The following is a 26,858-nucleotide window of genomic DNA, read 5'->3' on the forward strand; positions in this document are numbered from 1 at the left end:
AGTTGTTTCTTAGAATCCTAAATCTTTTTTTACGTCAGCAGTCAAGTCTGGGCCGTCTGCTAATAAAAGTGAAGCAGCATCCAAAATGTATTGCATTCCTTTCGCTTTACCAATTTTTTGGATAGATGTTCTTACTTTTTCATATAATGGTTTAGTAATATCAGATTCTTTTTGTTGTAATTCTTTTTGAGCATTATCTCTGTAAGCTACGATACGTTGTTGCATGTCTTGTACTTCTTTACCACGAGTTTCATTCACGGCATCAGTAACAGTTTTTGCTTCAGCTTCGTATTTTTTTAATAGATCTTGATACTCAGTTACCATTTTTTTATATTCTGCATCATAAGTAGTGCTCAATTTTTCTAATTGTTTTTGAGCATCTAGCATAGCTGGCATTTTAGTCATAATTTCACCAACATTTACATGTGCAACCTTTGCCTGAGCATTCATTGTATTTGCTCCCAATACTACCATTGCTGCAATTAATAAAGTTTTGATTTGTTTCATTGTTTTAAAAAATTTAGTAATTAATTTCCGTTTGTTTTTTGTTTTAATTCTTCTTCTTTAGCTTTTCTCTGAGCTTCTCTTTCTTCTAATATCTTTTTTCTTTTTTCCTCTAATGCTTTTTTGCGATCGGCTATTTCTTGTTTTTTTGCTTCAGCTGATTTGGCTCTTTCGGCAGCAATTCTTTCTCTTTCAATTTCAGCATCACTTTTTGTTGCTGTTACAGTGCCATCTTTTGCTGTTACAGATGTTTTTTCGGCACTAGCTTTTTCAGTAACTACTTTCTCTGTGGGAGCAGAAACTGTGCCATTTTTTTTAGCTTCTTTTTCTTCTTTTAATTTACGTCTATTCTCTTCGAATTCTTTTCTTTTCTGCTCTTGTAATTGAATACGTTCTGCTAATGCTTTTTCTTTTGCAGATTTTTTTGCGTCTAATTGCAATTGACGTTCATTTAACTCTGGATTTTCATCTAAAGCTTCTTGAATTTTTTCTTTAATCTGTTCAGCTTCTAATTGTTTTTTACTGAGTTGTTCTCGCTTATCGGTATTGTTTAATTTTCGCAATACTTGATCACTAATGTCGAATCTTTTTGCTGCAAAAAGCATAGTCATATCCGATGTTTTATCAAAAATAAAATCAAATTTTAAACGTTCTGCAATGTCTTGGACAACAGTAAAAACTTGATCTTGTACCGGTTTTGATAAAGAACTTTTTTGAATAATATAATCTCCGTTAGCTCCAAAACGTTTTTGCTGAAATTCTAATAATTCAGTGTCAAGAAACTTTATTTCTGTTTCTCTTTCTTCAATTAGTTCTCGAGTAAGCAAGGCTTTTTCAATGGTAAGAGCGTCTTTTAATTTTTTTATTTCATTTTTTTTAACCTCAATTTCTTGTTTCCAAGTTTGAGCTTTAATTTCTAGTTGATTGGTTGCATCTACGTAGCCATTTACATTTTGTAAAATATACTCCATATCAATGTAACCAATTTTTGGTCCTTTGGATTGAGTATAACCAACTGCAACTACAAAAAGGGATAAAAATATAAATAAAATATGTTTTCTCATAACTTTATAGTATTGAATGTGGTTAGTTTCAATAATTCTAGAATTGCTGGCCAATAATGAAGTGGGTTTCCCAACCATTAGCCTTGGTTTGTCCAGGAATTGGATCAAAACCATGACCAAAATCGATTCCTAATAAACCAAAAGCAGGCATGAAAACACGTAATCCAAAACCAGCAGAACGACTCAAGGCAAAAGGATTGTAATTTTTGAAATTATTATATGATGAGCCAGCTTCCATAAAAGCTAGGGCATAAATAGAAGCTGATGCTTTTAAGGTTATAGGGTAACGTAATTCCATAGAGAATTTATTGTACACAGTTGCTCCATCTTGTGAACCATTTGGAGTTAATGAATTGTTTGGATACCCTCTCAACTGAATCGTTTCTCTACCATCCATAGCAAAGTTTTGCATACCATCACCCCCTAAGAAAAAACGTTCAAAAGGCACTAATCCTCTATCTTGATTGTAAGCTCCCATGAAACCAAATTCTCCCAAAGTTCTTAAAACGAATTTACCATATACTTTAGTATACCAGTCGGCTTTGAATTTGATTTTGTAATATTCCAACCAGTTAAATTTCTTTTGATCTACTTTGGCAGGATCTGCGACGGCGTCTTTGTAATCAGTTACACTATTTGGTCGAGTAGAAGTTGTTGGTATGGCTTCTACATAATCTCCTTTATTAACTACTATTCCGTTATCTCCTACATATGAATCTCCAATGCTTCCATCGTATATGTATTTGTTTTCTTTTAATTCTCCTAAATTTTTATAATCTACCCCGTTAAACAAAGAGTATGGAGGTGTAAATTTAGCAGATAAACTAAACTCAGATCCGTAAGTAGGGAAAATTGGATTAAAACCTTTATTAGTGTGTGTGATTCCTATTGTATAGGCAAGGTTGTTAGAAAAACCATTTCCAAAGCTAAACAATCCTGTGAAGTAATTATTCAAGTCATAACTTTGAAAACTGATAGCATGTGATAAATAAGTAAAATCATCGGGCTCACTAAGACGTTTTGAGATTCCAACAGAAAGGGATAAAATGTTAAAGCTTTTACTTCTGTCAACTCTTGCATTTCCAGTTGAGAAACTTTGTAAAAATTGTTTACTGTAGGATAGAGATGAACTAAAAGAGACTGGTTTTTTCCCTCCAAACCAAGGCTCAGAGAATGATACACTATAGGTTTGGAAAAAAGTACTAGCTTGCAAACGAAGGGATACTTTTTGACCATCACCCATAGGTAGTGGTTTATAGGCTTCTTTATTGAACATGTTTCTTGCCGAGAAGTTGTTGAATGATAGTCCTAAGGTCCCAATGAAACCACCACCGCCATAACCTCCTTGTAATTCGATTTGGCTGGCGCCTTTTTCCACTAAATGATATTCAATGTCTACAGTTCCTGCACCAGCATCAACATTTTTGAATTTAGGATCAATGGCTTCAGGATCAAAAAAGCCTAATTGTCCAATTTCACGAATGGTTCGAACTAATTCTTCTTTGCTGTATTTTTCTCCTGGTTTTGTTCTTAATTCACGATAAATAACACGGTCATTAGTTTTGTCATTTCCAACTACCGAAATTTTATTAAAATATGCAATTGGTCCTTCAGTAACTCGAATTTCAAAATCGATAGTGTCATTAACAGTTTTTACCTCTACTGCATTAATGTTAGAGAACAAATAACCATTGTTTTGATATAAATTAGTAATGTCTTCACCATCTGGTTTTGATTTATCGGCAATACGTTTTTCAAGGAGTACTCCATTATAGGTTTCTCCTTTTTTGATCCCTAAAACTTGTGAGAGTCCTTGGTCTGAGTATACAGTATTTCCTAAGAATTTTATGTTTCCAAAGTAATATTTGTTTCCCTCTTCAACATTCACTTTAATCTTGATAGCGTTTAATTCTTTGTCGAAGGCTACAGAGTCCGATACAATTCTTGCATCTCTGTATCCTTTTTCTTTATAAACAGCAATTACTTTTTCTAAATCTTCTTTATATTTTGCTTTGATAAACTTAGATTTCTTAAAGATACGAGTCAATTTTTTTTGCTTCGTTTCTTTCATTGCGGCTCTCAAGGTTTTGTCGGACAATTTTTCGTTTCCGACAAAATCAATATTTGATATCTTTATTTTTGTGCCCGTGTCAACGTTGATTAACATATTGACTTGATTGCTTGTGGCAGAGTCAGCAGGAGTGTTTACAATCACTACTTTGGTGTTGTAAAATCCGTCTTTTTTGTATTTATTTTCAATGTAATTTTTGGTTGTAGTAATCAAGTTTTCGTTGACAATTTTACCTTTTGTCAAGTTATTATCTTTGATCAGTGCCTCGGTTTTATTTTTCTTTACACCTACAAATTTTACCTCTTTTAGTTTGGGTAATTCTTGAATATTCAACTCTAAAAATATACTGTCATTTTCAATTTTATTTACATAAAATGCAATCTCATCAAATAGGCCAAGTTTACCTAATTTTTTGATGGCACTACTAATTTCTTCTCCTGGTACGGTAATTTGTTGTCCTTTTTCTAGGCCAGAAAAAGTTACGACTGTTTGTTTATTAAAGCTTATTTTTCCTGTTACGTCAACGTTGGCGAGGATGTATTTTTTTCCTTGGTCAAAAGGGACACGATCTTGCGCTTTTATTTGTGAAAAACTTCCAAAAAGGATTAAGGTAAGGGCTATTTTTATACTTTTTTGCAACACTAAAATTTTATTTAATTTGTTCACTTGTTTTTCCAAATCTGCGTTCTCTCTTTTGATAACTAAGGATAGCCTCATATAAATCTTGTTCTTTAAAATCCGGCCATAAAATATCGGTAAAATACAATTCAGCATAAGCGATTTGCCATAGAAGGAAATTACTTATTCTATGTTCGCCGCTGGTACGTATTACTAAATCTACATCCGGTAAATTATGCGTGTAAAGATGCTCATTTATAATTGAATCGTCAATAGCGTCAATTGAAATTATATTATTTTTAACTTTCTCACTAATTATTCTTACTGCATTTGTTAATTCTTCTCTAGATCCGTAGCTTAAGGCTAGAGTCAATGTCATTAAAGTATTTTCTTTTGTAAGGTTAATCACTTCTAAAAGTTGGTTTTGAGCAGTCTTTGGTAACAACTCAAGATTGCCAATGGCGTTCAGTTTGATGTTGTTATTTTGTAGGGTGTCAACTTCTTTTTTTAATGCGTTGATCAATACTTTCATCAAAGTCTCTACTTCTAACTTTGGTCGGTTCCAATTTTCGGTAGAAAAAGCATAAAGAGTTAGGTTTTTAATTCCTAATTCTGCACTAGCTTGGATGATTTTTTTGACTGATTTGGTTCCGCTTTCGTGACCGAAGGCTCTAAGAAAACCTTGCTTTTTTGCCCAACGCCCATTGCCATCCATTATGATAGCTAAATGTTTGGGTAATCTTTCTGTATTTATTTGTTGTAGTAAATCCATATTAGTATGCGCAGTAGCATGGTTTTTCACCAAAAGTATACGTTAATGTTATACCTGAAAAAACATACCAGTCCGTGTTATTTATATTACCAAATCTGAATTGCTGTAAAGTAGCTCTTTCAGGGAGGCTTCCGTCTAAATTATCTGTAAATGTATATCTTGCACCTACTTCTAATCCGATGATAAAGTTACGGGATAGACTCGATTTTACACCAACAATCATTGGAATTGCCATCGAACTTCCTGTTTTTTCTTTATAAGTATCACCAGCAGTATTAATGTAAAGTTCATCATGAAAAAAATAATTGATTCCTGAAAAAACATATGGAGTCACTTTTAATTTGGATTCGTGTAGATTAAAATCAAAAAAGTTGAATTCTAATCCTGCTGAAAATTCTTTGATGTTGTTTTTAAAAGAGTATCCTCGTTGATTTCGGCTACCTTCTTTGGAGTCTAAATCATTCGATTGCAACATAGATTGAGTGTAAGAAAAACGATACGCATGTCTTGGGCTTTTATTCCATTTGTATAAAATACCAAAAGCCATTTCGTTAGGAGCGATGTAAGTGGTAGGACCAACATCGCCAACATAATTGCTTCCTCCTGCAAAAACTCCAATCTCGTGTATTTGAGAATAAGAAATTCCGTAAGAAAAAGCTATTAAAAGCAAATAAAAGAATTTGTTCATACTTATAAAATTGCGTGCAAATATAATAATATTCAATACTAATCAATGCTCAATAGCACAAATGTCTACTTTTTTGAAAAATAAACAAGTTTTTATCTAGCTACTGCTCTTGAATAGTCAAAACGGCAAATTCTATTGGTATCGTATAGAAGGTTTTAAATAAAACTTAGTTTCTTCGATCTTCCCCCCAAAGTAACTTATTTCGGAGTGTTTTTAAGAAAGTTTCATCTTGTATTTCGATCATATTAATTTGAAAGGGTGTTTTTTTGATGGTCAAGACGGATTCGTTTTGTACAGAGGTGATTCTTGAGTCTAATGAAACTAAATATTGGTCCTCACGTCCGGTCACTCTAAGAACAATTTCGGTATCATCTGCAATAACAAGTGGTCTTGCGTTAAGATTGTGTGGGGCAATTGGAGTAATTACGAGGCTTTTTACATTTGGTGTTAAAATGGGTCCTCCACAACTTAAAGAATAACCTGTAGTTCCTGTTGGTGTGGCAATAATTAGGCCATCTGCCCAATAGGAATTTAAAAACTCACCATTCAAATAGGTTTCTATTGTAATCATTGAGGTAGAATCTTTTCGACTTACGGTTACTTCATTTAGGGCGAAATCCAACTCAAGAATGGTTTCGTTTTCTGGTGAACATGAAAGGCTAAGGAGGGTTCTTTTGGATAAAGTATATTTTTTGTCTAAAACCAATTGCATGAAGGCGGCAATATTTTCTTTTTGAACATTAGCCAAAAAGCCTAATCGGCCAGCATTGATTCCTAATAGTGGTACTCCAGAATTTCGAACCAGCGTTACTGCTCTAAGCATCGTGCCATCACCACCTATACTTATTAGCATGTCAAAACTGTTGTCTAGTTCGGTGTGTGAACTAAAGGTATTGTATTCTTTTCGAACAATCTTCTTTTCGTATAACATTTCAAGAAAAGTAGCTTCAATCACCATTTCAACATTGTTTTCATTGAAAAAAACAAAAATATCCTTGATAATGGGTTCTGTACTTACTAAATAATATTGTCCGTATAGGGCTACTTTCATGTGTTTTGTGATTTTTCGATAGAATGTTCGTCATTAGAAAGTAGGTTTTAACTTTCTAACCTCGTATAACTATATATTAAGGTATTTGTCCAAATAATCGGATCGTTCTTTTAGGCTATTGATATAATTGTCTTCTTGGTGTTCAGAAATGATTTCGTAGTTGTAGCGACGAAAGGTTTGAATAATGTCGTTCATCGCCCCTAAACTTATTTTAATGGTAACTTGAACGGATTCTGTATTGGCTTCCGAAACAAAAAGGCCTAAAAGCTTGCCATTATTGCTTTCTACGATTTGTGCAATTTGACTCATGGAGTAGTCTAAAATTCCTTTTTGAACTACAAGTATACCACCTTGCTCTTTTAAAAAAGGAGTCTCATGAAAAAACTTGATGATGTCTTCTATTTCATAATACCCTTTATAGGTATTGTTTTCATCTAAAACGGGAACTAAGTTGGTGTGATTTTTGGCAAAAACTTCCAAAACATCTAGCCAGATCATCTGTGTTCTTGCAAAAAAAGGTTCTAGCGTAAAACGATAATCTGTTATTTTTTTGTCGCCGTCAAAGGTTTCCAAGTCATCTTTAATAATACATCCGATATAAATGCCATCTTCTACAATAGGGAAATGAGAAAATGGTATTTCATACAAACGGTCTTGAACAACCGCAATGGTTTCTTGACTGTCAATAGCTTTATAATCGTTGGTGATGTAATTTAAAATTTCTGTCATAGTTCTTTTCGAAATATTTCATGCAAAATAATCAAAAAAAGGCAAAAAGTCCTAGGTTTTACTTTGTATTTTTGTTTCCGCAATAATGTATTTGTATTAATTATATAAGGTAACATGACAAAATTAAGTGTAAACATCAATAAAATAGCTACTTTGCGTAATGCTAGAGGAGGTAACGTTCCTAATTTGTTACAAGTAGCCACCGATATTCAAAAATTTGGAGGACAAGGTATCACCATTCATCCTCGTCCTGATGAGCGCCATATTCGCTACCAAGATGCTCGTGATTTACAATCAATTGTCTACACCGAATATAATATAGAAGGAAATCCACAGCATAACTTTATCGATTTGGTATTAGAATGCAAGCCTACACAAGTTACTTTGGTTCCAGATGCCATTGGAGCCATCACTTCTTCTGCTGGTTGGGATACAGTAGCCAATGGGTCTTATCTGAGCGAGGTGATTCAGGAATTTCAACGCCACGGCATTCGAACTTCTATTTTTGTGGACCCAATAGCCGCTATGATCGAAGGCGCTAAAAAAACGGGAACAGACAGAATAGAATTGTATACCGAAGCTTTTGCACATCAATACAGTTTAGGCAATGAGAGAGGAATTGATCTTTATATAAAAGCCGCAGAACTTGCCAATGAATTAGGTCTTGGAATCAATGCAGGACATGATTTAAGTTTGGATAATATTCAGTTTTTCAAACAAAACATTCCTGGTTTGCTTGAAGTTTCTATTGGACACGCGTTAATTTCTGAGGCTATTTATTTAGGATTAGATAATGTGGTGAATATGTATTTGCAAAAATTGAAGTAAATGAAAAATTAAATAGTAAATGATTTAGAGAGAATTGGGGTGTAAATGCTTAATTTCGCATTTTTCTTATTAAAATCAAGTATTGAAATCAACTCTTCTCTTTTTCTTGTTTTGTTTTTACGGTTTATTTGCTCAAACAAAAGCCGTGGTAGCGGGGAATATAAAGTCTTCTGAAAATGAAAATTTATTTGGTGCCACAATTTCTTTTCAGGTAAACAATGTTGATTATTATGTACTAACTGATAGTGTTGGTTTTTTTTCAAAGAAGATTCCTTTGGGAAGGATTAAAGTTGCGGTAAAATATCAAAACTATACAGAAAAGCATTTTAATTTTAATTTATCGAAAGACACATTGATTTCTATTAGTTTAGAAAAAGAGCGTTCGGTTTTAAATGAAGTTATAATTACCAATACTAAAAAAGCAGGAATTACTAGTCTATCAGGAGGTAAACTGTCCTTTAATTTAAAAGAGCTAGTTAATGTGCCAACTGTTTTGGGTACTACAGACATAATTAAAGTTTTGCAACTTACTCCTGGAGTGCAAAATTCCGGTGATGCTAATGGATATTTATATGTAAGAGGAGGCGATCCTGGGCACAATGCTATTTTGTACAGCGGAACTCCAGTATATGGAATGTCTCATTTATTGGGGATATTTCCTTTTTATAATGCAGACCACATCAAAGAAGTTGATTTTGACAAATCTAGTTCAAATTCAAAATATGGAGGAAGATTAAGTTCAACTACAGAATTGTTACCTAATAAAAAAATACCTTCAGCATTCCATATTCAAGGGAATATTGGGATTTTGGCTTCTCAATTAACTTTGGCTGTTCCAATAAGTAGTAAAACAGGTTTTTATTTTTCAGCTAGAAAAACATATATTGATGAGATTGTAGCACCTTTGATTAAATCAGAATCTGAGAATAACGATGTTAAAGGGATGAAATACGGATTTTCGGACGGGAATTTTACTTTTTTATCTCAACTATCTAAAAAAAATCTATTTTATATTGATGCATTTGTTAGTGCAGATGAGTTGAAAGTAAAAGATGGAAATCTTGCTCTACGAACAAATTTAAAATGGAGTAATTTTATTGTTTCTCCAACTTTGGTGACCACTTTTTCCTCTAAAGTATCTATGTCAAATGCTGTTTATTTTAGTCAATATTCAAATGACTTGAATATGGAACAAGCTACCATTCGCTTTGGAGTTTCTTCTTATGTCAAAGATTTTGGATTTAATAATTCCTTTAGATATTTAATTAAAAATACACCTATTGAATCGGGTTTTCAGTACGTTCTACATAATTTGCAGCCGCAAAAAATTAGCGTTAAAAATTTAACAGATTCCAGTAATGCCTTTCAGAACAGTGAAATCAATTCAAGTGAAGCTGCTGTTTTTACAACAATTAAGCCAAAGATTACGGATCATTTTAATGCTGAATTGGGACTTCGAATCAATTATTATTCTTCGGGAGTAAACACAAGTTCATACCTTCATTTTCACCCTCGTATCTTATTGAATTATATAGCTAATAGTCGTTATTCGTTTTATACCTCTTATAATAAACACTATCAATATTTGAGTATGATAACGACCTCAAGTGTTGGTATTCCTACTGATTTTTGGATAGCAAGTTCCGATGGTATAAAACCACAATCATCGGATGAATTTTCAGTTGGTTCTAGTTTTAATGTTGCAAAAAATCTAGTCTCAACGGTTGGAGGATTTTACCGTTCGATGAAAGATTTATTAGAATATCCTTATGGTGTCACTCAGTTTAATGAAACGACAACACTCAAAAATGACTTACTCGTTGGAAAAGGAAAAGCCTATGGTTTTGAAATGATGCTTCGAAAAAACAACGGCAAGTTCAATGGTTGGCTTAGTTATACACTGAGTTGGTCAGATCGAAATTTTGATAAATTGAATAATGGGAATACTTATTTTGCAAAATACGATAGGCGACATAATCTTTCAGTGGTTGGGATGTATGAGTTAAATCCAAAGTGGAATTTTGGATTGACTCAAGTCTTTAGTTCTGGAAACCGTTTTACAATGCCAACGTCGTGGTATTTTATCAATAATAATCCAGTCAAAGAATATTCAGCATATAATAATGCACAGATGCCAAATTATATCAGAACAGATCTTTCTGTGAATTACTTTTTTGTAAAAACTAATACAAAAGAGAGTGCATTGAATTTTTCAATGTATAACACTTTTAATATTGATAACCCCATTTATGTGGTTTTGAATATTCAGGTTAATGATGATAAAAATAGTGTAATTGTGAAACAAGAAAAAAAGGTCTTGTACCGAATGCTACCTTCAATTAGTTGGAGATTTAAATTTTAATCAATGAAAAAATGTTTGTTATTTCTTTTGGCTCTACTTATTAGTTCATTGTTCTAAAGATGATTTTAATGCGACAGTGAAAGCTGAATCAAAAATTGTGGTAGAAGGATGGATTGAGGAAGGGGATTTTGCTCAGGTATTGTTATCTAGTAGCATTCCTGTTGCTGAGGTTATTGATTCTACAAATGTTCTGAATCACGTTATAAGGTCGGCTAAAATTACTGTTTCAGACGGAGTTAATTCAGAAGTTTTGAGGGTGAAGAATGATAAGGACAGAGTACCTCCATTTGTGTATTATGGCACTACTTTAAAAGGAGAAGCTGGAAAAGAATACTCATTAAAAATTGAATATTTAAATCGAATTGTTGAAGCTGTTACAACGATACCCAAAAGTGTTAAGCTCAATTCAGCTGAGTATATTAAGAATAAAGCCACTGATACAACAGGCTATGTTTTTGTGAAATTTGAAGATCCTTTAAATGAAAAAAACTATTATCAAATTGCGACAAGGATTGATAAGGAAGAACCTATTTTTGTACCTTCATTTTATGGTAATTTAGATGATAAAAATTTTAAAGCTTCGGCTATTGCTCTACAAATAAATAGAGGTGTTTTGCTTTTTCCTAAAACTAAATTCACTCCTTATTTTTCAGACGGAGATCTTATTTTTGTGAAGTTAAGAACTCAAAACAAAGAAGCGCTTGATTTTTGGAATAGTTGGCAAAATGAAATTGTAAACAGTAGAAACCCAATTTATCCTTCTAATACGAGTTTAAAATCAAATATTAAAGGAGGTATTGGTATTTGGGCGGGCTATGGTCAAAGTACTTTGGAAGTGAAAACACCACCAAAAAAATAAAGCCGATTTGAATTGCTCAAATCGGCTTTACAGTTATAAAATTTCTTTTTATTTGTCAAAAGCTTTGATAAAGTCTTCAAATTTCGTCTCTAAATTTTCAAACCCTTCTGAGAAGTAAGTACTCATAGACACTTCGGTATTGTCATTGAATTTCAAGTATAATTCTTCATCATAATATTGAATGATAGTACCGCCGTTTGGATTGTAATCCCAATATCCGCCGTATGTATTTGAATTGTCAACGATCCAAAGGTCATACATGTATTTGTAAGAATATCCTTTTTCTGAACGTTTCACAACTTCTGCTATTTTTGTACCATCCTTTTTAGACACTAAAGTAAGTTTGATGTTTTTATTGAAGTTTGTTACACTACCTTCAGCATATTTTAGTTGATACGCGTTAAGATCAGTTAAATATGTCTTTTTTTGATAGTCAACAATTGGCAAACTTTTTTCTAAAGCCATTTCATCAGCAGCTTCAGTCGCTAAATCCATATTTGCTACAATAACAAAATTATCCATGATTTGAACCAAGCCATTAGCTTTGCCTTTGTATTGAGTTAAATTGTCATCCTCGATCAATTTATCAATACTTGCAGAACTTCCAGCATTAAAAGAAACTAAATTTTTCCCATTGAAAGTAAAGGCTGCTTTTGAAGTGTTTTCTGTTGCTTTTGTTCCACTCATTTCCCAAGTGTAACCATCGTTAAGTGTCATTTTGTATGCAAATTCATTTGGCACTTCTTTTCCGTTAGCATATTTCGCCGTTTGAGTAAATGTAGCTGCCGATACATTGTCAATGGTTAAAACAGCATCTGCGGTTGTAGGTAAAAAGATATAATCATTTACCTCAGTATCGGTCTGCCAATTATAACTGTCTTGAATTTTTACTTTTACATCAGATGCAGTTCCTTTGGTAGAAAAAACAGCATTATTAGCGGTAAGAGATGCTTTTGCAGGAAAAATAAATTTCAATTCTGTCGAAGAAGTTGTTTTTGTCCAAGTGTTCTTCGATGCATTCCAAGTGTAGATTCCATAAACTCCAGCGGTATTGATAATATCTTCTACTGAGTTATCGTTTTTTCCGCTGAACACATCCACAGAGCTTACATCAAGCAATCTTGCTAAGTTTTGTAATGCTTCAATTGCACCAGAGCTTTTTGATTTGTCCATTTGAACCAACATTTCATTGGCCTCTGCTTCTAGTTTTACCTTTTGTTGTGCTGGCGTTAGTTTAGAATAAGGTTGCTTAATAATTTCTGCAATTTGCTCACTTAAACTCTGTTCTGCTATTGGAGTTGTAGGTTCGTCATTAGAACAAGAAATAGTTAGTTGTGAGATGGCAACAGAGAATAATAAAATTTTTTTGATCATGGATAATGATTTGCAATTGTTAATAAAAGATTTGAGTATTTTTTTGTTAAAAAATCTTATGCAAAATTAGTTTTAATTAAATTTCTCACAATACCCACTTTTAGTGATATTCACCAAAAGATTACAAATAATTTTAATTAAGTAGATTGTTTATCTTTGCGACGATTTTAAATCTAAACAATGTTACACTCAAAAATAGAAGGTTCAGGGCAACCTTTACTTATAATGCACGGTTTTCTTGGTATGTCTGACAATTGGAAAACATTAGGAACTCAGTTTGTAGATCAAGGGTATCAAGTACATCTTTTGGATTTACGAAATCATGGGCGCAGTTTTCACTCAGAGGATTTTAGTTATGAGTTGATGGTGCAAGATGTGTATGACTATTGTAAAGCGAATAGTTTAGCAAATATAGATATCATCGGGCATTCCATGGGAGGAAAAGTAGCCATGTTATTGGCCACCACGTATCCTGATTTGATACGTAGATTAATCGTGGCCGATATAGGGCCTAAATTTTATGCGCCTCACCATCAGGATATATTAGCAGGTTTGAACGCAGTCGATTTTGCCCAAAAGCCAAGCCGAAACGAGGTAGATGCTATTCTTGCTACTTATATTCCAGACTTTGGTACGCGGCAATTTTTGCTCAAAAGTTTGTATTGGCAAGAGCCGGGGCAATTAGCCTTTCGTTTCAATTTAGCTGTTTTTAATCAAAAAATCGACCAAATCGGCAAAGCTTTACCAGAAAATGCCGTAGCTATGATGCCCACGCTTTTTATTCGCGGAGGAAATTCTAATTATATCTTGGATCAAGATCTAGAAAAAATTAGGCATCATTTTCCCAATATGCAACTTCAAACCATTCCTAATGCAGGACATTGGTTGCATGCCGAAAATCCAGCACTTTTCTATCAATTCTGCGTTGATTTTTTAAAAAGCAACTAGAAAACAGTTTCTTTTTATTATTTTTAATTTAAAATAAAAAACAAAATGAATATATTTTTACGACTTTTAATCACCGCAGGTTTGGTTTTACTAATTTCCAACTTTATGTCAGGCGTACATGTAGAAAGTTTTACTACCTCGCTTATTGTAGCCTTTGTTTTGGGGTTAATTAATATTTTTATCAAACCCATAATGGTAGTTTTAACACTGCCTTTTACCATCGTAACCTTTGGATTGTTTTTATTAATCATCAATGGTTTGATGATTATCTTATGCACTAAAATTGTTGGCGGATTTGTAGTTGATTCTTTTTGGACGGCCTTGCTTTTTAGTTTGGTGCTTTCCATTACACAATCTATTGCTTACAAATTATTCATAAAGGAAAAATAGATGATAAAAACGTCATCCGATTTTTGGTATAGGAGCGGAAACAAAAGGCTTTTTTGGAGGCATCGTCCCGTCATCCGCTATATCTTTTTGGTGCCGAAAAAAAGCGGCACCAAAAAGGATGCCGCTACTGCCGGGGCTATAGAGCTGCAAATTGCTTTTTGGTAAACAGGCTACTTACTAAAACGAATCACTAGAAAAAACATGCTGCAACTTTCAGAACTTTGGATTTACCCAATCAAATCATTGGGAGGCATTTCGTTAACGCAAGCTCGAATTACCGATCGTGGATTAGAACACGATCGCAGGTGGTTGTTAGTAGATGAAAACGGAACGTTTTTATCCCAGCGAGAACATGCAATTTTGGCACTTTTTCAGCCCGAAATGCGTACAAGCGGAATGGTTATAACCTATCGGAAAACGGGTTCTTTTATCGAAGTGCCTCTTTATTATACCAAGGACCAAGCTTTGTTTACAGTAACAGTTTGGGAGGATGCCATACAAGCTTTCGAAGTTGATGCGGCAATTTCTGCATGGTTTTCTGCTATTTTAGGATTCTCTGCTCGTTTGGTCTATATGCCCGATGATAGTCACAGAAGTGTAGATGCGGATTATGCAATTTCGCCTTCGGACACTAATTCTTTTTCTGATGCCTATCCTTTTTTAATAATCGGTCAATCTTCTCTTGATGATTTGAATAATCGATTAAAAAGGCCAATTACCATGAATCGATTTCGACCCAATTTCGTGTTTACTGGAGGGGAACCCTATGAGGAAGACACTTGGAGAGAATTCAACATTGGTACCTTACTTTTTTATGGGGTAAAACCTTGTGGGCGTTGTGTAATGACTACAATCGATCAAGAAAAAGGAATTGTCTCTGGTAAAGAGCCACTTAAAACTTTGGCTAAATATCGTATGAAAGGAAATAATGTCCTTTTTGGTCAAAACTTGATTGGGCCAACTATAGGCCTGGTAGCGGTGGGCGATATTTTGTCTGTAAAAAAACGGCTTTAGAACACCTACAAAATTTTAAATAGTCCAAAATCCAAAAGCTGTTTTTATTGATGCTCTAAAAAGTAGAGTAAGGCGTTTTTTCTTTTTTTCAACTTTAACTTTCGTTCAACTTGTTTAAATTCAGTGTGGTAGTTGTTTATTTTTGGCAAATGCTTTATCTTCAAGTGGAATAGAAATGAAGAGAGTATAAATGCCAAAAACAAAGAAAAGATGCTACTATATAAGACAAACGTGCAAGAGAAGTTACTACAAGATCGCCAAAAAGTAATCGATGTCGACACTTTATTACATCAAGTAGAGCAAATTTTATCTCAGAATATTCAAGAAAGAAATAGGATTGAGTCTGCCATTCGGGAGAAAAGTTCAACAAACCAAAATGAATTTGTAATCGATTTACTCGAAACCGATAAGATTTTTCATCTTGACCAAATCAAAACAATTTGTATAGCGTATCGTTTACGTTTTCTAGACAGTCATTTTTTTAAGGATAATCTTCCTGCTGAGGCTATTTCAGAGATTCGAAGACTCGAGAAATTACACCAAACCACCTTGCAAGGATTTAAAATCATGGCTACTACCAAAACTTTTCAGTTGCTTAGCTATGATGATCCACTTTTGTTTGCGCCTTTGGGAAATGGTTATTATTATTTAATTCATAAATGGGGAGAGGATTTGCACCCTGCCCGAAAGTTGTTGGTGACTCCTTTTAAAAACGTACTAAATTTTGTGATTTTTTCAGCTTTACTTAGTTTGCTTTTTAGTGCTTTTGTTCCAGAAAGCAATTTGAGTAAAAGGGTTGTCATGGCTCCAATTATTATCTTTTTGTTTATGTTTAAATCCGTTTTTGCCGTTGGTATGTATGCGTTTTTTATGAAAGGAAAAAACTTTAATGAAGCCATTTGGAATCGGGTTTACTTCAATAATTAAGGGTCAGATTTTTTAGTATTGGTTTGCTATTCTTTTTTAAAAAGTCAACTTCAACAGACGCTTGTTAAGCGTCATAACATGTCTCTTAATTGATCAATTATCGATTAAATAATCGCTTGTTTTTCAAACCCAAAGGTTGGAAATAAAAAGCTTGTTTGCCAGTTGAAAATTTTATAATTTTGCCACCCAATTTTATAATGTAAATAAAAGAAGAAGATGGATATTAAAAGAGTAGCTATAAATGCTGTGACTGAAACGATTGTGATGACTGTGGTACACATGGATTACAAAGGTCAAGTAGCCAAAAGAATCAATGAAAAAATGCCATTGGCGCAAGTTAAAGGTTTTAGAAAAGGTGCTGTGCCAAAAGATTTGGTTGAAAAACAATACGGAAAAGCAATCAAAATAGAAGAAGTTAAAAAAGTAATTGATTTAGCTTTGGAGCGTTACATTCAGTCTGAAAGATTGAATCTTTTAGGTACTCCTCTTGCAAAAGAAGAAGAAAATAGAGATTGGTCCGCTGAAGAATTGACTTTTGAGTTCGAAATAGGTTTAGTGCCTAACTTTGAATTGGATTTAGAAGCTAAAAACGACATCGTAAAATACATCGTTACTGCTGATGATAAATTAATTGACGGGCAAGTAGCGCGTATCCAAAAACAATTCGGAAAAGCAATTTCTCAGGAAGTGGTAGCTGAAGGGTGTGACTTAACTGGAATTTTCTCTAGCGAAGCAAACGGAATCAATAATCCAACAACAATTGCATTAGATACTTTCAAAGACAAAGCGACTCAAGATTTATTTATTGGTAAAAAAGTAGGTGATGTTGTAACCGTAAACACTAAAGGTTTATTTGAAGACGATCACCAATTGATGGACTACCTAAAAGTAGGACACGATAATGTACACGACTTAGCAGTTGATGTTGATTTTACTATCGAAGCAATCAATGCTTCTGAGCCAGCTGAATTGAACCAAGAATTGTTCGATAAATTGTTTGGTGAAGGTAATGTTGCTACATTAGAAGAGTTGAAAGCAAAAATCAAAGAAGATGCTGAGGCGCAATTCGCTCAACAAGCAGACCAAAAATTATTGGCTGATGTTCAAAACTTTTTGATTGACAACACTAAATTTGATTTGCCAGCTGAATTCTTGAAAAAATGGTTACAAACTGTTGGTGAGAAAAAATTATCTCCTGCTGAAGCTGAAGTAGAATATGCACGTTCTGAAAAAGGATTGCGTTTTCAGTTAATCGAAGGAAAAGCAATGGCACAAAGTAACATTCAAATTACTTTTGAAGATTTGAAAACGTTTACTACCAATGCAATCAAACAACAAATGGCACAATTCGGACAAACAAATCCATCGGATGAGGAAGTACAAGGAATTGTAGCTAGAGTATTGTCTAATCAAGAAGAAGTGAAAAGACTTTCTGACCAAGTAGTTGCTGCTAAATTATTGGAATTGTTTAAAGAAAAAGCGAATCCAACGACTAAAGAAGTGACTTACGAAGAATTTATTGCAGCTTCATACGGAGAATAAATTATAGTTAGTGGTTTGAAAATGGAAGTTAAAAGTTTGACTGCTGAATTAGAGAATTAAACTTTATGATTTCATTAGAAAACCGAAACGATAAAAAATAGTTATATTTGAGCGTCAAAAGAATATTTTTTTTGACGCTCTTTTGTTTAAACAGTAAGGATTTATAGATTGCACCTTAAACTTTTAAACTTTAAACTTTAAACTTTAAAAAAATGAACTACGGTAAAGAATTTAAAAAATTTGCTACAAAGCACCAAGGAGTAAATGCCATGTATTACGATAAAATCGTTGCAGCAATGAATCCAACGAATATGACTCCATACATTATTGAAGAACGTCAATTGAATGTTTCTCAGTTGGATGTTTTTTCTAGATTAATGATGGATAGAATCATTTTCTTAGGAACAGGTATCGATGATCAAATTGCCAATATTGTACAAGCGCAATTGTTATTTTTAGAAAGTGCAGATGCATCCAAAGATATTCAGATTTACTTGAATTCACCAGGGGGAAGCGTGTATGCAGGTTTAGGAATTTATGATACCATGCAATATATTAAGCCAGATGTTGCTACTATTTGTACAGGTATGGCTGCTTCTATGGGAGCTGTTTTGTTATGTGCTGGAGCTGCAGGAAAACGCTCGGCTTTGCCTCATTCACGTGTGATGATTCACCAACCATCAGGAGGAGCACAAGGTGTAGCTTCTGATATGGAAATCAACTTACGCGAGATGTTGAAATTGAAAGACGAATTGTATAGAATTATTTCTCATCATTCAGGTCAATCTTTTGACAAAGTATATGCAGATAGTGAACGCGATTATTGGATGATTTCTGATGAAGCAAAGGAATACGGAATGATAGATGAAGTTTTAAGAAGAAGTTAAATTAGTATTCAGTGTTCAGGTTTTTAGTATTCAGTTTTAAGAATGAGTTATGTGTTTATAATACTAACAAGTTTATTGTAAAACCGATACTGATGACTAAACACTGACCACTGACCACTAAAAAAAAGATGGCAAAACAAGTATTACAATGTTCTTTCTGCGGAAGGAAAAAACCAGAGACCAATTTGCTAATTGCAGGTATAGATGCGCATATTTGTGACAAATGTATCGAGCAAGCACATGGTATTGTTCTCGAAGAATTAAAATCAAACGGTAATTCTAAGTTAGTGGGTGATTTGATTTTGAAAAAACCAAAAGAAATTAGAGCGTTTTTGGATCAATACGTTATTGGTCAAGAACAAACTAAAAAAGTGATGTCGGTTGCGGTGTACAACCACTACAAACGTTTGATGCAACAGCAATTAGATGACGAAGTAGAAATCGAAAAAAGTAACATCATTATGGTGGGGCAAACAGGTACCGGAAAAACATTGGTTGCCAAAAGTATTGCCAAAATGCTAGATGTACCACTTGCGATTGTTGACGCCACTGTTTTGACAGAAGCAGGTTATGTTGGAGAAGATGTGGAGAGTATTTTGACTCGTTTGTTGCAAGCCGCAGATTATGATGTAGCCAAAGCCGAACGAGGAATTGTTTTTATTGATGAAATAGACAAAATTGCTCGTAAAAGCGATAACCCTTCTATAACTCGTGATGTTTCTGGCGAAGGCGTACAACAAGCTTTATTGAAATTGTTGGAAGGAACTGTAGTAAATGTTCCGCCAAAAGGTGGGCGTAAGCATCCTGATCAAAAGTTTGTTGAAGTGAATACTCAGAATATTTTGTTTATTGCTGGTGGTGCCTTTGACGGTGTTGAACGTATTATTTCTAAACGTTTGAATCGCCAAGCGGTTGGATATTCTACTTCTAAAAATGAGGATAATATCGACAAAGACAATTTATTACAATACATTATTCCAAAAGACATTAAGGATTTTGGTTTGATTCCTGAAATCATTGGTCGTTTGCCCGTTTTAACACATATGGATCCTTTGGATAGAGCTACTTTGAGGGCGATTTTGACACAGCCTAAAAATGCTTTAATCAAACAATATGAAAAGTTATTCTTAATGGATGAAGTTGTCTTTAGTATTACAGACGAGGCGTTAGATTTTATTGTGGATAAAGCTTTAGAATACAAGTTAGGAGCGCGTGGTTTACGTTCTTTATGCGAAGCCGTCTTAACCGATGCTATGTATGAATTGCCAAGTTCAGACGATAAAGTATTAGCAATTGATAAAGACTATGCTCAAGAAACATTAAATAAAAACTTATTGAAACGTTTGGAGATTGCTTCTTAAGTAATTTCAAGCTCAATGAAAAGCAAAATAAAGCTCAAAAACATTCGTTTTTGAGCTTTATTCGTTAATGATTTGATCATAAAAGAAGCCATTTATTTCGGATTTATTCATAAACACAGATGGTTTAAAACATTCTTTCCACTTTCGATAAAAAGATGAAAGTCCTTTTTTTTGAACAATAGAATGTCGATTTTTGGCACTCATTAAATCGTTCGCAAAATGACAATAGAAGATAAAGAAATAATTTTGTTAAAAGTTTCTGGGCAGGATAAATTAGGAGTAACCGCTGGTTTAACCTCTATTTTGGCAACCTATGGCGCTACTATTTTGGATATTGGTCAAGCTGATATACATGATACGTTGTCTTTAGGTATTCTATTTGAAATTGAGAAAGGATCTAATTCAGGTCCAGTGTTGAAAGATTTATTATTCAAAGCCTATGAATTGGGGATTAAAGTAAAGTTTACTCCTGTTACCATTGAAGATTATGAAAATTGGGTGAAAGCCCAACGTAAACAACGCTATATCATCAATGTATTGGGTGAAGAATTAACTGCGGTTCAGTTATCCGCAGTGACTCAAATTTTATCGAATAATAAATTAAATATCGATTCAATTATACGATTGACAGGAAGAGCCTCCGTAGTCGAAAAAGAAGAATATCCTCGTTCTTGTATCCAATTATCCGTAACAGGAAGTTTATTAGACAAAACCGCAATGACGTCAAGTTTTATGGATGTATCTCGCGATTTGAATGTCGATATTTCTTTTCAAGAAGATAACATGTACCGTCGTAATCGTCGTTTGGTTTGTTTTGATATGGATTCGACACTAATACAAACCGAAGTAATTGATGAATTGGCTGAGTTGGCAGGAGTAGGGGAAGAAGTAAGAGCCATTACCGAGTCAGCCATGAATGGAGAAATTGATTTTAGCGAAAGTTTCAAAAAACGTATGGCGCTTTTAGAGGGCTTGAGCGAAGAAGTTTTGCAAAATGTAGCCATCAATCTTCCAATTACGAAAGGAGCCCACCGATTGATGAAGGCCTTGAAGTATTATGGATATAAAACAGCCATTCTATCAGGAGGGTTTACTTATTTTGGAGAATATTTGCAAAAAGAATTGGGTATCGATTATGTCTATGCCAATCAATTAGAAATAAAAGACGGAAAGTTAACGGGCAATTATTTAGGAGAAATCGTAGATGGTCAAAAGAAAGCAGAATACTTAAAGTCTATTGCTGAAAAAGAAGGCATTCATATTAACCAAACCATTGCGGTAGGAGATGGTGCGAATGATTTGCCCATGTTGAATTTAGCTGGATTAGGAATTGCTTTTCATGCTAAACCAAAAGTAAAAGAAAGCGCGTCGACTTCAATTTCGAGTTTAGGATTGGATGGAGTCTTATATTTATTAGGCTATCATGATCGACACATCGATATGATGCAGGAATAGTGGTTGAAGTACAACCTTGTATTTGTCAGTTCGAGCGCAGTCGAGAACAATCAATCTCGACTGCGCTCGATTTGACAAAAACGATAAAACTAGGTTACAGTAAGTTTTAATTTATTTGTAGAAAAACAAAATCCCATTTACCAAGTGTAAATGGGATTTTTATTTTAAAGAAGTCGGGATGACTGGATTCGAACCAGCGACCCCTAGCACCCCATGCTAGTACGCTACCAGGCTGCGCTACATCCCGAGAGGTGCCGAAATTACTATCTATTGTAAAAAAATCAAAGTAAAAGTTATGTTTTTTTAAAAGAGAGTCAATTTAAAAAGGTAACTTTAATACTATCAATTGGTTAAAATAAAATATAGTACAATGGAAACATTACATTTTTCAATTTTGATTCAGGCTACAAAAGAAAAAATTTGGACTGTTTTATGGGAGGATCCTACTTTCAGACAATGGGCGTCTGCATTTTGTGAAGGTACTTATGCTGTTAGTGATTGGGAAGAGGGAAGTAAAATTCATTTTCTATCTCCTACTGGCGAAGGAATGAATAGTCTGATTCAAACAAAACAAGAATATGAGTATATGGCTTTTAAGCATTTGGGAGAATTGAAAAACTTTCAAGAAATGCCTATAGATGAAGCGACTCAAGTATGGACAGGAGCTATGGAAACCTACAGATTAACAACTACAGCTAATGGGGTTTTACTTGAAACAACAATGGACTGTTTAGCGCAATATCAGCAGTATTTTGAAGATACTTTTCCTAAAGGTTTAGCCATTGTAAAGCAACTTTCAGAAACTAAATAACATATCATATGACAGCAATCAATCCTTATTTAATTTTTAATGGCAATTGTGAAGAAGCCTTTTTGTTGTACCAATCCGTGTTTGGTGGTGAGTTTCCTTATGTAGGAAGATTTAGTGATATGCCTTCGGGTGATGGAAACCCTTCTTTGTCTGAGGAAGACAGTAACAAAATTATGCACATTTCTTTGCCTATAGGCGCTCATTCGGTTTTAATGGGAAGCGATAGTAATAGTGCCTCGGGTGCAGTTACTTTTGGGCAAAATATGTCGGTGTCTATCAATACGGTGAGCCGTGAAGAAGCCGATAGGTTTTTCAATGGTTTATCCGCAAACGGAAGTATAGTGATGCCTATGACTGATACTTTTTGGGGAGCATATTTCGGAATGTGTACTGATAAATTTGGTGTGAATTGGATGGTAAATTATGATGAAGTTAAAGAAGAATAGATGAAAATCAGCACTAAGCTAAAATAGTAAAGCCCTGAGATTAGGAGGTAGTCTCAGGGCTTTGTTACTAAATCAAAACAAAAATTATTTTATAATTCCTCCTCCTTGTTTTACTTTCTCCGTATCGATATTGGTATTTTCTTGTTCTAGTTTTAGGTTTCCAAAATTATAGGTCAACGAGACACGGAAAGTTCTTGAATCTTGTTTTTGGTAAAAACGAGTGTCCAAATTTTCTCCTGCAATCAAAGCGTTAACTTCATTTTTGTTGAAAACATCAAAGCAATGTACTCCTACTTTTAATTTTTTATTCATGAAATCTTTATTGAAAGAAATATCAAATTGCTGAATAGGCTTTTCGATTTGGTAAATCTCCCAGGTTCCTTTTGGTAAAATAAAATAAGAAAGTGTATTGGTAATTTGCCATGGCAATATAATTTGTGCTTGTGCACCATAGTTAACTATCGCTTTGTTATCAAATGGAAAACTATAGCCATCAATAGTAGATTTTACATAATTGATGTTGAGGTAGATGTAATTCATCTTGTCAATAGTATTCATACGTTTTTGAAACTCTGCTTTGCCTTTAAAGAAATAATCTAAAGGAATTGGAAAGGAAGCAAAAGCACTAAATGTTTTGATTTTATCAAATTGTTGAAAGGTTTGATTACTGACTAATTCCCCAGGTTTTGCACTAAAGATAAATCGGTTGTCGTCTTTTGCAATGGTGTAGTTTGCTCCCAATTGAACAAATTGTAAGGCCGTTAACTTCACTTCAAAATTATCATAAAACACAGGTTGCAAACCTAGATTTCCTGTTGAGGTATTGTACTGATTAAAGTTGGAACTATTGTTAGGGTCAATAGTATTGTAATTAGGTTGCGCAATTTTTCTTGAATACGAACTGCTAAAATTCACTTGAGGACTTATTTCGTAAAGCGCGCTTATGTTTGGAAAAAGGTTAGTGTTTCTGTACTCAATTTTGTCTGCAATGGTGCTAGCTTCTCTTTTTACATCAAAATCTTCTAAACGAAGACCAACAGTAAAGTTGAATTTTTTTATCTTTTTTCTGGCTTCAACATAGAAGGCTAAGTTGGATTCGTTGTAATTGAAGTCGATGCTTTCTGCATAATTATTGGAATCAAAAATAGTATTTGCGCTACTGTTGATGTTGTATTGTCCAAAGTTATTTACTTTAATGGAATTGTATTTTCCACCAGTATTGATTGTAAAGTCAAGTTTGTTGAATGGAATCGCAAAATCGTATTTCAAATAGTAATTGGTCAAATTAAAATCGATGATTCCGTTATTGTATGAAGGGATGACACTCGAATTCAACCCGCTTGATTGATTGATAGGTGTTTTGTCAAAAGTGTTCAAAAAAGCTGTTACATCAAGGGTTCTTCCAAGAGTGTCGAGCTTAGTTTTGTATTGAAGACTCAATTCATTGTTATAGTTTTTGTTTTTAGAAAAGCCTTCGTCATTATAATCTATGTTTTCACCAAAAGCACTAGAGTTGAAAACAGAACGGTCATTGGCAAAGTTTCCATTGTAATTAAAAAGCAAATTAGATTTTGAACTCAACTTGTAGTTTGTTCCCAATCTGAAGTATAGGTTTCTATTGGTATTCACCGTAAAATTCTCTTGAAATAAGTTTTTATCAGGAGTAAAAGAGGTAAATGTTTGACTGTTTTTAGAACGGTTTTCGCTATCAATATAGTTATAGCCTAACATAGTCTGCCAACTGAAATTTTTCTCTTTTCCGTTTAATAAAATTTGAGGGCTTGGTTTTTGATATTTATTAAAGTTGTAATTGATGTTAAAGTTTGCATTGACACCTTTAAGCCTTTTGGAACTTGTGATGATGTTTATAATAGAACCACTAGCATTGGCATCATATGCGGCTCCAGGATTATAGATAAGTTCAACCTTTTCGATGGCATTTGCCGGAAGGCTCGAAAGATAATTTTGTAAATCGGTTCCATTTAGTGTGCTAGGTGCGCCATCAATGTAAATAGTAACTCCTTTGCCATTAAGTGTCAATCCTCCGGTTGGTGAGGTTATCACTCCAGGCAATCTTTTGATAGCTTCAAGGCTATTGCCACTATTTAGCATGCCATTATCCTTTACACTAACAATCGTCTTGTCGGATTCCACTTTTAGAAATTGCTTTTTATTGCCAAAAACGGTTACTTCTTTCAATTCTTCTGCTTTTTTTGCGCTAGCGATAGAGTCTTGTTTAGGTTTAACATCCTGAGCAAAGACAATTGAAGCAATAAATAGGCTTAGAAAAGATAAAATTATTTTCATAATAATTGGTTTTGATGAAAAATACAGTCACGTCGATTCCGTTCAAATAAAATTTTGAATAAAAATGAAATGAAAAGGATGGGATAAATTCCGCCTAAAATGAGGCTTTAGATTGGTCGTGGGGACAGTTAGTTTTCATACTGATTAATGATTTGATTGATGATTGATTAAACATAAGACGGCAATCATTTTCAATTGTTACAAGACAACATGATTTTTTTTGAAAAAAAAACAATAGCAACTGTCTCCGATACACTAAAAGAAGGACTAATAGTGTGTCGGAGACAGATGTATAAACCAAAAGAGAAGTTTTTTAAGCTTGCAATTCTTTCAACTGCTCTAAGTAATCTCTTTGGTTAGAAAGACGCGGAATTTTGTTCTGTCCACCCACTTTATTTCTTTGTTTAAGCCAATCGTAAAACAGATTTTCTCTTGCTACATTGATGACCAAAGGATTTAAAGTCATGTTGTTGTAGCGTTTGGCTTCGTAATCAGAATTTAAGGATTGTAGTGTGGTGTCTAGCACTTGGTGAAAAAGGATTAAATCTTCGGGTGGAGTTTTGAATTCAATCATCCATTCGTGTGCTCCTTTTTGCTTGCCTTCCATAAAAATAGGCGCCACAGTATAGTCTACAATTTCTGCTTGTGTGGCTGCACATGCCTTAGTCAAGGCTTGATCAGTATTTTCCACCATTAATTCTTCTCCAAAAACATTAATATGATGTTTCGTTCTTCCGGTAACTCTTATTCGATAGGGGCTTAACGATGTGAATCGAACGGTATCACCAATCAAATAGCGCCATAGACCACCGTTAGTAGTGATAACCATCGCATAATTTTTAAACAATTCAACATCCGCCAAACGTACTATTTTTTGATTCGGTGTGCCGTAAGTATCCATCGGGATAAATTCATAAAAAATACCGTAATCAAGCATCAACAACAAATCGCTTGAATAATTTAAGTCCTGTATGGCAAAAAAACCTTCGGAGGCATTATATATTTCGTAAAATTTGAAGTCGTTTTTGGGTAAAATTTTATGATATTGTTCGCGGTAGGGGTCAAAACTTACACCGCCATGAAAGTAGACTTCCAGATTAGGCCATAGTTCTATCAAATTCGATTTGCCTGTTTCTTCCAAAACTTTATTCATTAATACCAACATCCACGAGGGGACACCTGCAAAGCTTGTAACATTTTCGTTGATGGTTTCTTTTATAATGGCGCTCATTTTGGTTTCCCATTCGCTCATTAAAGAAACTTTATTGCTAGGGGTACTACTAAATTCGGCCCAAATCGGCATGTTTTCTATCAAAATTGCAGATAAGTCCCCGAAGAAGGTATTGTTGTTTTCATAAATTTGGGAACTCCCGCCTAAACGAAGGCTTTTTCCTAAAAACATCTCCGAATCCTCGTTGTTGTTGAGGTATAAGCACAATAAATCTTTGCCACCTTTGTAATGACAATCCTCTAAAGCTTCAGGACTTACTGGAATAAACTTACTTTTGGCATTGGTGGTACCACTAGATTTAGCAAACCATTTTATTGGACTTTCCCAAAGTATATTTTGCTCTCCTTGGCGTGTTCTCTCTATCAAAGGTTCTAAATCTTCATAACTAGAAATTGGAATCCGAGAGGCAAATTCGGTATACGATTTTATCGAACCATAATCATATTGCTTTCCTAACTGGGTGTTTTCAGAAGCCCGAAGTAAATTCATCAATACTTCTTCTTGTACCTCATTCGGATATTTTATAAACAATTCGATTTGGTGAATACGTTGTTTTAAAAACCAAGAAGCGATGGAGTTGATAATGGATAAAGGCATGAAGGTATATCGTTTTAATAAA

Annotated in this window: 23 protein-coding genes and 1 tRNA gene; 13 read left to right on the forward strand and 11 right to left on the reverse strand. The window is 34.0% G+C overall.

Features of this window, described 5'->3' with window-relative positions; genetic code table 11:
- Positions 1-9: 9 nt before the first annotated feature.
- From WFZ86_RS00620 to WFZ86_RS00650, 7 genes are all read right to left on the reverse strand, one after another.
- Positions 10-507, reverse strand: coding sequence for an OmpH/Skp family outer membrane protein (locus WFZ86_RS00620; protein ID WP_342690150.1), 498 nt, complete (start codon positions 505-507; stop codon positions 10-12).
- A 20-nt stretch (positions 508-527) separates the two neighbouring features.
- Positions 528-1,568 (reverse strand): OmpH family outer membrane protein, encoded by a 1,041-nt coding sequence (locus tag WFZ86_RS00625; protein ID WP_342690151.1) that lies wholly within the window; start codon positions 1,566-1,568, stop codon positions 528-530.
- 37 nt (positions 1,569-1,605) lie between these two features.
- Positions 1,606-4,356, reverse strand: coding sequence for a BamA/OMP85 family outer membrane protein (locus tag WFZ86_RS00630; RefSeq protein WP_342690152.1), 2,751 nt, complete (start codon positions 4,354-4,356; stop codon positions 1,606-1,608).
- Positions 4,289-5,029: an undecaprenyl pyrophosphate synthase gene (locus WFZ86_RS00635; RefSeq protein ID WP_342690153.1), complete on the reverse strand. Its 741-nt coding sequence runs from the start codon at positions 5,027-5,029 to the stop codon at positions 4,289-4,291. Before WFZ86_RS00635 ends, WFZ86_RS00630 begins: the two co-directional genes overlap by 68 nt.
- Before the next feature lies 1 nt (position 5,030).
- Positions 5,031-5,717, reverse strand: coding sequence for a type IX secretion system protein PorG (porG, locus tag WFZ86_RS00640; RefSeq protein ID WP_342690154.1), 687 nt, complete (start codon positions 5,715-5,717; stop codon positions 5,031-5,033).
- A 166-nt stretch (positions 5,718-5,883) separates the two neighbouring features.
- Entirely contained in the window at positions 5,884-6,768 is an 885-nt protein-coding gene (locus WFZ86_RS00645) for an NAD kinase (protein ID WP_342690155.1), read from the reverse strand.
- Positions 6,769-6,837: 69 nt separating this feature from the next.
- Entirely contained in the window at positions 6,838-7,497 is a 660-nt protein-coding gene (locus WFZ86_RS00650; protein ID WP_342690156.1) for a CBS domain-containing protein, read from the reverse strand.
- 114 nt (positions 7,498-7,611) lie between these two features.
- Here WFZ86_RS00650 and WFZ86_RS00655 point away from each other — a divergent pair, with 114 nt between their 5' ends.
- The 3 genes from WFZ86_RS00655 to WFZ86_RS00665 all read left to right on the forward strand — a co-directional run bounded on the left by WFZ86_RS00655 (position 7,612) and on the right by WFZ86_RS00665 (position 11,546).
- A complete protein-coding gene (locus tag WFZ86_RS00655; protein WP_342690157.1) occupies positions 7,612-8,325 on the forward strand; it encodes a pyridoxine 5'-phosphate synthase in 714 nt (237 codons plus the stop codon).
- A gap of 82 nt (positions 8,326-8,407) precedes the next feature.
- Positions 8,408-10,687: a TonB-dependent receptor plug domain-containing protein gene (locus WFZ86_RS00660; RefSeq protein WP_342690158.1), complete on the forward strand. Its 2,280-nt coding sequence runs from the start codon at positions 8,408-8,410 to the stop codon at positions 10,685-10,687.
- Positions 10,688-10,763: 76 nt separating this feature from the next.
- The gene (locus WFZ86_RS00665) at positions 10,764-11,546 is read left to right on the forward strand and encodes a DUF4249 domain-containing protein (RefSeq protein WP_342690159.1); all 783 of its coding nucleotides are present in this window, start codon (positions 10,764-10,766) and stop codon (positions 11,544-11,546) included.
- A 48-nt stretch (positions 11,547-11,594) separates the two neighbouring features.
- On the opposite strand, the gene WFZ86_RS00670 is transcribed toward WFZ86_RS00665, so the two are convergent.
- Complete coding sequence (locus tag WFZ86_RS00670; protein ID WP_342690160.1) at positions 11,595-12,920, reverse strand: hypothetical protein; 1,326 nt, start codon at positions 12,918-12,920, stop codon at positions 11,595-11,597.
- A 180-nt stretch (positions 12,921-13,100) separates the two neighbouring features.
- On the opposite strand from WFZ86_RS00670, the gene WFZ86_RS00675 reads away from it, so the two are divergent.
- The 8 genes from WFZ86_RS00675 (at position 13,101) to serB (ending at position 21,444) form a co-directional block, all read left to right on the forward strand.
- Positions 13,101-13,868, forward strand: a complete 768-nt coding sequence (locus WFZ86_RS00675; protein WP_342690161.1) for an alpha/beta fold hydrolase — start codon at positions 13,101-13,103, stop codon at positions 13,866-13,868.
- Between the two features lie 45 nt (positions 13,869-13,913).
- On the forward strand, positions 13,914-14,258 hold the full coding sequence (locus tag WFZ86_RS00680; RefSeq protein ID WP_342690162.1) for a phage holin family protein: 345 nt from the start codon (positions 13,914-13,916) through the stop codon (positions 14,256-14,258).
- Between the two features lie 201 nt (positions 14,259-14,459).
- On the forward strand, positions 14,460-15,272 hold the full coding sequence (locus tag WFZ86_RS00685) for an MOSC domain-containing protein (RefSeq protein WP_342690163.1): 813 nt from the start codon (positions 14,460-14,462) through the stop codon (positions 15,270-15,272).
- Positions 15,273-15,482: 210 nt separating this feature from the next.
- On the forward strand, positions 15,483-16,199 hold the full coding sequence (locus WFZ86_RS00690) for a hypothetical protein (RefSeq protein ID WP_342690164.1): 717 nt from the start codon (positions 15,483-15,485) through the stop codon (positions 16,197-16,199).
- A 216-nt stretch (positions 16,200-16,415) separates the two neighbouring features.
- On the forward strand, positions 16,416-17,741 hold the full coding sequence (locus WFZ86_RS00695) for a trigger factor (protein WP_342690165.1): 1,326 nt from the start codon (positions 16,416-16,418) through the stop codon (positions 17,739-17,741).
- A gap of 212 nt (positions 17,742-17,953) precedes the next feature.
- Positions 17,954-18,628, forward strand: coding sequence for an ATP-dependent Clp endopeptidase proteolytic subunit ClpP (gene clpP, locus WFZ86_RS00700; RefSeq protein ID WP_342690166.1), 675 nt, complete (start codon positions 17,954-17,956; stop codon positions 18,626-18,628).
- 128 nt (positions 18,629-18,756) lie between these two features.
- Positions 18,757-19,989, forward strand: a complete 1,233-nt coding sequence (clpX, locus tag WFZ86_RS00705) for an ATP-dependent Clp protease ATP-binding subunit ClpX (RefSeq protein ID WP_342690167.1) — start codon at positions 18,757-18,759, stop codon at positions 19,987-19,989.
- Positions 19,990-20,208: 219 nt separating this feature from the next.
- Positions 20,209-21,444 carry a phosphoserine phosphatase SerB gene (gene serB / locus WFZ86_RS00710; protein WP_342690168.1) on the forward strand — a complete coding sequence of 412 codons (1,236 nt, stop codon included), beginning with the start codon at positions 20,209-20,211 and terminating at the stop codon, positions 21,442-21,444.
- Between the two features lie 173 nt (positions 21,445-21,617).
- On the opposite strand, the gene WFZ86_RS00715 is transcribed toward serB, so the two are convergent.
- Positions 21,618-21,691 (reverse strand) — tRNA-Pro (locus WFZ86_RS00715).
- Between the two features lie 123 nt (positions 21,692-21,814).
- Between WFZ86_RS00715 and WFZ86_RS00720 the strand changes: the two genes are divergently transcribed.
- Together WFZ86_RS00720 and WFZ86_RS00725 are read left to right on the forward strand one after the other, a co-directional pair.
- Positions 21,815-22,255: an SRPBCC domain-containing protein gene (locus tag WFZ86_RS00720; protein WP_342690169.1), complete on the forward strand. Its 441-nt coding sequence runs from the start codon at positions 21,815-21,817 to the stop codon at positions 22,253-22,255.
- Between the two features lie 8 nt (positions 22,256-22,263).
- Positions 22,264-22,701, forward strand: a complete 438-nt coding sequence (locus WFZ86_RS00725) for a VOC family protein (protein WP_342690170.1) — start codon at positions 22,264-22,266, stop codon at positions 22,699-22,701.
- Between the two features lie 84 nt (positions 22,702-22,785).
- Here the strand turns inward: WFZ86_RS00725 and WFZ86_RS00730 are convergent, their stop codons facing one another.
- Both WFZ86_RS00730 and WFZ86_RS00735 read right to left on the reverse strand, forming a co-directional pair.
- Positions 22,786-25,008 (reverse strand): TonB-dependent receptor domain-containing protein, encoded by a 2,223-nt coding sequence (locus WFZ86_RS00730; protein ID WP_342690171.1) that lies wholly within the window; start codon positions 25,006-25,008, stop codon positions 22,786-22,788.
- A 313-nt stretch (positions 25,009-25,321) separates the two neighbouring features.
- A complete protein-coding gene (locus tag WFZ86_RS00735; protein WP_342690172.1) occupies positions 25,322-26,836 on the reverse strand; it encodes a GH3 auxin-responsive promoter family protein in 1,515 nt (504 codons plus the stop codon).
- Positions 26,837-26,858 lie beyond the last annotated feature (22 nt).

It is taken from the genome of Flavobacterium polysaccharolyticum (assembly GCF_038739875.1).
Lineage (GTDB): Bacteria > Bacteroidota > Bacteroidia > Flavobacteriales > Flavobacteriaceae > Flavobacterium > Flavobacterium polysaccharolyticum.

Excerpts from the sequence above, each read along its gene's own strand:
- clpX (WP_342690167.1), top strand. The coding sequence starts at position 18,757 with ATGGCAAAACAAGTATTACAATGTTCTTTCTGCGGAAGGAAAAAACCA.
- serB (WP_342690168.1), top strand. The coding sequence starts at position 20,209 with ATGACAATAGAAGATAAAGAAATAATTTTGTTAAAAGTTTCTGGGCAG.
- WFZ86_RS00635 (WP_342690153.1), bottom strand. The coding sequence starts at position 5,029 with ATGGATTTACTACAACAAATAAATACAGAAAGATTACCCAAACATTTA.
- porG (WP_342690154.1), bottom strand. The coding sequence starts at position 5,717 with ATGAACAAATTCTTTTATTTGCTTTTAATAGCTTTTTCTTACGGAATT.
- WFZ86_RS00680 (WP_342690162.1), top strand. The coding sequence starts at position 13,914 with ATGAATATATTTTTACGACTTTTAATCACCGCAGGTTTGGTTTTACTA.
- WFZ86_RS00730 (WP_342690171.1), bottom strand. The coding sequence starts at position 25,008 with ATGAAAATAATTTTATCTTTTCTAAGCCTATTTATTGCTTCAATTGTC.
- WFZ86_RS00685 (WP_342690163.1), top strand. The coding sequence starts at position 14,460 with ATGCTGCAACTTTCAGAACTTTGGATTTACCCAATCAAATCATTGGGA.
- WFZ86_RS00690 (WP_342690164.1), top strand. The coding sequence starts at position 15,483 with ATGCTACTATATAAGACAAACGTGCAAGAGAAGTTACTACAAGATCGC.
- WFZ86_RS00655 (WP_342690157.1), top strand. The coding sequence starts at position 7,612 with ATGACAAAATTAAGTGTAAACATCAATAAAATAGCTACTTTGCGTAAT.
- WFZ86_RS00725 (WP_342690170.1), top strand. The coding sequence starts at position 22,264 with ATGACAGCAATCAATCCTTATTTAATTTTTAATGGCAATTGTGAAGAA.
- WFZ86_RS00670 (WP_342690160.1), bottom strand. The coding sequence starts at position 12,920 with ATGATCAAAAAAATTTTATTATTCTCTGTTGCCATCTCACAACTAACT.
- WFZ86_RS00695 (WP_342690165.1), top strand. The coding sequence starts at position 16,416 with ATGGATATTAAAAGAGTAGCTATAAATGCTGTGACTGAAACGATTGTG.
- WFZ86_RS00620 (WP_342690150.1), bottom strand. The coding sequence starts at position 507 with ATGAAACAAATCAAAACTTTATTAATTGCAGCAATGGTAGTATTGGGA.
- WFZ86_RS00650 (WP_342690156.1), bottom strand. The coding sequence starts at position 7,497 with ATGACAGAAATTTTAAATTACATCACCAACGATTATAAAGCTATTGAC.
- WFZ86_RS00720 (WP_342690169.1), top strand. The coding sequence starts at position 21,815 with ATGGAAACATTACATTTTTCAATTTTGATTCAGGCTACAAAAGAAAAA.
- WFZ86_RS00645 (WP_342690155.1), bottom strand. The coding sequence starts at position 6,768 with ATGAAAGTAGCCCTATACGGACAATATTATTTAGTAAGTACAGAACCC.
- WFZ86_RS00630 (WP_342690152.1), bottom strand. The coding sequence starts at position 4,356 with ATGAGGCTATCCTTAGTTATCAAAAGAGAGAACGCAGATTTGGAAAAA.
- WFZ86_RS00625 (WP_342690151.1), bottom strand. The coding sequence starts at position 1,568 with ATGAGAAAACATATTTTATTTATATTTTTATCCCTTTTTGTAGTTGCA.
- WFZ86_RS00735 (WP_342690172.1), bottom strand. The coding sequence starts at position 26,836 with ATGCCTTTATCCATTATCAACTCCATCGCTTCTTGGTTTTTAAAACAA.
- clpP (WP_342690166.1), top strand. The coding sequence starts at position 17,954 with ATGAACTACGGTAAAGAATTTAAAAAATTTGCTACAAAGCACCAAGGA.
- WFZ86_RS00675 (WP_342690161.1), top strand. The coding sequence starts at position 13,101 with ATGTTACACTCAAAAATAGAAGGTTCAGGGCAACCTTTACTTATAATG.